Annotated in this window: 5 protein-coding genes; 3 read left to right on the top strand and 2 right to left on the bottom strand. The window is 58.6% G+C overall.

Annotation, left to right across the window (positions count from 1 at the left end; genetic code table 11):
- The first annotated feature begins 39 nt into the window (after positions 1 to 39).
- The 3 genes from L3X40_RS20750 (at position 40) to L3X40_RS20740 (ending at position 4021) form a co-directional block, all read left to right on the top strand.
- Positions 40 to 255 (top strand): hypothetical protein, encoded by a 216-nt coding sequence (locus L3X40_RS20750; RefSeq protein ID WP_237367267.1) that lies wholly within the window; start codon positions 40 to 42, stop codon positions 253 to 255.
- A 50-nt stretch (positions 256 to 305) separates the two neighbouring features.
- Complete coding sequence (locus L3X40_RS20745; RefSeq protein WP_237367266.1) at positions 306 to 2759, top strand: CaiB/BaiF CoA transferase family protein; 2454 nt, start codon at positions 306 to 308, stop codon at positions 2757 to 2759.
- A 302-nt stretch (positions 2760 to 3061) separates the two neighbouring features.
- Positions 3062 to 4021: an NAD(P)H-dependent flavin oxidoreductase gene (locus tag L3X40_RS20740; protein WP_237367265.1), complete on the top strand. Its 960-nt coding sequence runs from the start codon at positions 3062 to 3064 to the stop codon at positions 4019 to 4021.
- Between the two features lie 314 nt (positions 4022 to 4335).
- Here L3X40_RS20740 and L3X40_RS20735 read toward each other — a convergent pair whose 3' ends face one another.
- Positions 4336 to 4935, bottom strand: a complete 600-nt coding sequence (locus L3X40_RS20735) for a TetR/AcrR family transcriptional regulator (protein WP_237367264.1) — start codon at positions 4933 to 4935, stop codon at positions 4336 to 4338.
- 254 nt (positions 4936 to 5189) lie between these two features.
- The gene (locus L3X40_RS20730; RefSeq protein ID WP_237367263.1) at positions 5190 to 5582 is read right to left on the bottom strand and encodes an amidohydrolase family protein; all 393 of its coding nucleotides are present in this window, start codon (positions 5580 to 5582) and stop codon (positions 5190 to 5192) included.
- Between the last annotated feature and the right edge of the window lie 50 nt (positions 5583 to 5632).

Raw genomic sequence — 5632 nt, 5'->3', positions numbered from 1 at the left:
GGAGTGGTTCAAACATGGGTCAAATCTCAGTGAAAATTTATGCCGCTACCGGGTCACTTCTCAGCGACAATCAACACTCAGGACACGCTGAAAAACTATGATGACACCGACGGGTGGTTCGATCGCATCGCTTTCCTGACCGCCAGCATGCTCCATAGAGCCCAGATCAACCGGATTGTCGATCCGGAACGGGTCCGTTTTTTCGATTCGGAGGCCGATGCCGCTCAGTGGCTTGCAGAGGGTCGGCAAGATTAAGTAGTGTTGGATCAGGCCACGACGAATACCGAATGCGAACGGAGTGAAATATGACGGCTGCACTGGACGATTTGAAAATTCTGGACCTTTCGAATGAGCGCACGGGTGCTCAAGTAAGCCAGTTCTTCGCTGATTTCGGCGCCGACGTCATCCAGGTCGAGCGTCCCGGCGGCTCGGAACTGCGCTCGGCCGCGGCCTGGCCTTTCTGGGGCCGGGGAAAACGCGCGGTGCAGCTCGATCTGAAATCGCCCGATGACGTGGCAATTTTCCTGAACCTGGCCGCCGAAGCCGACGTCGTGATAGACACCTTCCGGCCGGGCGTGGCCGACCGGCTTGGCATCGGTTACGAACAGTTGAAGCTGCGCAACCCGCGTCTTGTCTATGTGGCGATCTCCGCGTTCGGTGCTGACAACGCGCTTTCGCATCTTCCGGGCTACGAAGGGATTGTCGCCGCGCGCACCGGCGTGCATTGGTCGCTCGAAGGGATGGCTGATTGTGCCGGTCCATGCTTCTGCGCGGTCGATTACGCCTGCTTTGCTTCCAGCCAGCTTGCCATACAAGGCGCGCTTGCGGCGCTTCTGGAGCGCGAGGACAGTGGCACCGGCCAGAAAGTGGACGTGGCCATGGCCAAGGCGCTGACCATCTATGACATATTCGGGATACAGCTTCGCACGCTGGCCAAGCGCTTCGAAGGCGGGCTGGTCCAGACAGCCCGGATCGTCGACAATGTGCCCACCGGCGGCATTTCCTTCCGTCTGCTCATCGCCTTGACCAAGGATGGCCGCTGGCTGCAGTTCTCGCAGAGCAGCGATCGCCTCTTCAGGGCGATGATGAAGATGTTCGAGCTGGACTGGATGTTCGACGATCCGGAGTGGTCGACCGCGCCGAACTTCGACGAAGATCTTCAAAAGCGTATCGCCTTCTGGGAGATCCTGCTGAACAAGGTGCGCGAAAAGACCGTCGATGAGTGGATGGAGTTGTTCGATCGCGATCCGAACGTCTGGGGCGAAATGTTCCGCAAGGACAGCGAGGTGCTTCATCATCCTCAGATGGAATGGAACAAGATGGTTGTCGAATTGCTCGACAAGGATTGTGGGCTTGTCCGTCAACCAGGAACGCTGGCACACTTGTCCGCAACGCCGGCCAAGATCGGCCAACCTGCTCCGCGGCTGGGTGAACATGATGCGGCAGTGCGGGCAGAGGCAGAAGGAGCCGCAGGCGGGCAGGTCGCCGCCGTCGCCGCCTCATCGTCATCGACCCGGCCTGCGCTTGCGGGCATGACGGTTGTCGAACTGTCCAGCTTCTACGCCGCTCCTTATGGCTGCACCCTGCTAGGCGAACTGGGCGCAAGGGTCATCAAGTTGGAGGAACTTGCAGGGGACGCGATGCGCTCCATGCTGCCTTTTCCTGAATCGGGCGGCATGAAATGCATGTACGGCAAGGAGTCGGTGGCGGTCGATCTGACCAAGCCCGAAGGCCGTGAGATCGCATTGCGCATCATCGACAAGGCCGACATCGTCCTGTGCTCATTCCGGGAAGGCTCGGCTGAGCGGCTGCGTCTCGATGCCAAGACGTTGTGTGCCCGCAACCCCAATCTGCTTTACATGAACGCACCTGGTTACGGAATTGACGGACCCTATGCGCGCCGGCCTGCGTTCGCCCCAACAATTGGCGCCGCAGCTGGACTTGGTTGGCGAAATGCTGGCGGGAGCATCCCCGAGGGCGATCTTTCGATCATGGAGATCCGCAACGCGGCCTGCCGCCTTGCCACTGCGGTGATGGGCGTGGGCAATGCCGACGGACTGGCCGCGGTCTCCGTCGGCAGCGTGATGGCACTGGGATTGCTGGCCCGCAAACGAGGCGGCTTGGGGCAGGAGATGTTCACGTCCATGTTGTCGAGCACAGCGCATGGTCTGTCCGATGTGGCAATCGAGTATGCGGGCAAACCCAGGCCGTCACAGGTCGATGACGACATCTATGGCTTCGACGCGCTTTACAGGCTGTATCGGGCAAGGGACGGCGAGTACATCTTCCTGGCGATCAGGCATGATGAGGAATGGCGCAAGATGACGCAGCTTCTTCCGCAGGGGGATATTCTTGCCGGCGATGCGCGTTTCGCTGACGACGCGGCTCGTCGAGAGAACGACGCCGCCCTTATCGAGGCATTGACGCCCATCTTCGCGACCCGCGACGCCCAGGATTGGGAGACGCTGCTCGCTGCGGAGCGTTTGGGCTGCGTGGTGGCGGCGCGCGGACCGCTTGAAGCGAATTACTGCGACGATGACAAGCTGGGCATGCAGATGGGCTGGATGACAACGGTCAATCACCCGATCCTGGACGAAGTTCCCAGGATGAAGCCGCTGATTGACTTCTCCCGATCCCAGACTGTCGTTTCGCCAGCGGGATTGTGCGGACAGGAAACAGAAGCGGTGTTGACGGAATTCGGCTATTCCAAGGACACCATCGCCGATTTGGAGAAAAAGGGCGTTATAATGCTCGGCTGATGCAGCGGCTCGTTTCGGAAGTCTCGGCAGCTCGGAGGTCACAAGCCATGATTGCTGACTGCGACCTGCGCGATTGGCCAAAGCGGCATCAATAGATTTTTGGTTGCTCGCGAACCTTTCAGCAGGCTGCAAGCATCGAACAGGGGGCGATAGAGCATACTGCCGAGCGGGAGCCGAATGGACCTTGTATCCGCACTTAAATGTCGGCATCCCGCAGGGGACAAGCGTCTCAGTGCCCAATCGATCACCAAGCGGATTGCCTGTGCCGAGGCTGACGAACCTTTACCAGAGAGGATGCGCTATTGACTGTCGCCGAGCTTAAAGCACAGCTACGACTTCCAGTAATCGTTGCCCCAATGTTTCTCGTGTCCGGTCCCGATCTTGTGATTGCGGCTTGCGTAAACGGTCTGATCGGCTCAGTCCCGACGGTCAATGCGCGCACCGCTGAGGAATTCGAAGACTGGCTGATGCGCATCGAGCGCGCGCTTGAAGAGGCACGGGAAGCGGGAGCTGGCCAAGTAGCGCCCTACGCCCTCAACCTGATCGTGCATGGCGCCGGAACGGCGCGCTATGAACAGGATCTGGCCCTGATCGAGAAGTACAAGCCGGCGCTCGTCATAACCAGCGTCGGACATCCGGGCGACGTCGTGAAGCGGGTTCACGATTACGGGGGTCTGGTGTTTCACGACATTGCAACCGTGCGTCATGCGGAAAAGGCGATCTCGGCAGGCGTAGACGGGCTGATCCTGCTGACCGCCGGCGCGGGTGGGCACACTGGCAGCGCGAATCCTTTCGCCTTCGTGTCGCAAGTCCGTCGGTTCTGGGATGGCGCGGTCCTGCTTGCCGGCGCAATCAGCGACGGCGCCGCTATTCTAGCTGCCGAAGCACTTGGCGCCGACTTCGCCTATATGGGCACCCGTTTCGCCGCCACGACCGAGTCGCTGGCCTCTGAGGCTTACCGCACGCTGCTGGTCTCGCAGGGCATGGCCGACGTTGTCATGACCGACCGGATTTCCGGGCTGAATGCGACGTATTTGCGCGGATCGATCGAACGCGTCGGTCTGGATCCGGACAATCTTCCGCCCACGCAGGGGCCATTCAAGCCGGCGATCAGCCCGGACATCAAAGCTTGGCGTGATGTCTGGAGCGGTGGTCATGGTGTCGGCCTTATCGACGATATCCCCGAAACGGCGACACTGATCGGGCGCCTTGAAGAGGAATACAAGGCTGCTTGGTCGCGCCTGCGGACCACGCGGCGGTAATGCCCTTCCCCAAAAGCAATGGAAACTTTTGGCGAATGGAGACGGTTGTTTGCTGAAACTTGGAGGGCAAGGCTTGCTACGTTTTCAGTAGTGTGAGCGGAATCGATCGTACAGCCGCTCTGGCGCTGGAGGCAATATAATCCAGAGCAGGGATTGCCGACATCGATGTCGCGGCAGGGCAGGAGGTCGTCGAGGCAATCGAAGAGAGCGATGGATCGGCGTATCTCGTCCCAGTGGATGCCTCTTTGTGATGGTTCGACTTATCGCAAAGAAAGGCCCGGCTGACGCCGGACTCTTCCGTTGCGGTTGAACCACTAGTTTCTGATCGCGACGCCGTTCACGAAAAGTTTGTAGACATGTTCGGCCAGGTCATCGACGGAACCTTTGGCCGGATCATACCATTCCACCGACCAATTCAGCGCGCCGATCAAAAACATTCGGGTGATAGACAGGTTAAAATCTGGCGAAATTTCGTTGTTGTGCTGCGCGTCTTCAAGCAGCGAACCCCAATATTTTCCATAGGCTGCCCGAACTATGAGGTTCTGTTCCCGCACGCCTGGTGGGGCGTGAGCATAGTTGAGAATGTTGGCGGCCGAGTAATCGTTGCTGCCTAGGGTCGCCCGCAGGTGGGCCTTGATTCCCGCGCGAATTCGCTCACGATGTGGTGCATCGGGTCCAAGTTCTTCAACTGCAGTCCTGACATCCTCATGCACCATTTCGATGCCAATATTGAGTGTTTCAGTGACGAGAGCATCCTTGGATTCAAAGTGATAATAGATGCTGCTGGTCTTCACGCCAAGATCAGCGGCGATATTCGCCATGCTTGTAAACGCGAGGCCTTGTTCCCTTAGCCAACGGGCACACACATCAAGGATTTTTTGTCGAGTATTCACCGACTTTTTCGTTGTCGTCATTCGTGACATTTTGCCCCGCAATTCTGTGACCCCAGTTTGATTCGTGTGAGTTATACGGGCGAGTACGATCTTTGCAAACATCGCAGCATAATGCGGTGCTGCATCGCGAATGTCGCGTTGAGTATGCGGGGCTGCGGGAAGGACCGGCGACGGGGGCGCCCAGGTAAACGAGACAAGCTATCAGTACAGCGGCAAACTACTCCCGCAGCAGACTCAGAACGGGGTGAAGCGATCCGCGTCAAGCATTATCGCTGCTAGAGACGCGCATCCCTGTTATGCACTTCGACACCACCGATCATAGTGAGCCGCACATGTTCGGCAGACGGTTTATCTCGGACTTTGGTCCAGGGCTGGTCCAGCAGACAGATATCGGCCGGCGCTCCAACCTTGATGGTTCGGCAGGTCCGCAGGTCCATGGGATCGACAAGGTAGAGGGCTATGGCTTCTTCGGGCGTTAGGGACTCGGACACGCCAAGAAGCTCCCCGCGACGCGTGCGCCGGTTCATCGCTGCGCCGATCGCGGCCCACGGATCAATGCCGACATAAGGCGCGTCGCTGCTGCCAGCGAGAGGTACTCCGCCTTCCAAAAACGAGCGCAACCGATAAAGGAAGGGCCATTCTGTCAACGTCGGGGTAAAATTGTGCAAGATTCCGGTTTAAAACTGTACCAGTTGGATTGAACAAAAAGCCTCAGATC

The sequence above is a fragment of the Rhizorhapis sp. SPR117 genome, assembly GCF_021742065.1.
The sequence above is the reverse complement of the archived record's forward strand: the minus strand, read 5'-3'. Positions and strand labels throughout refer to the sequence as shown.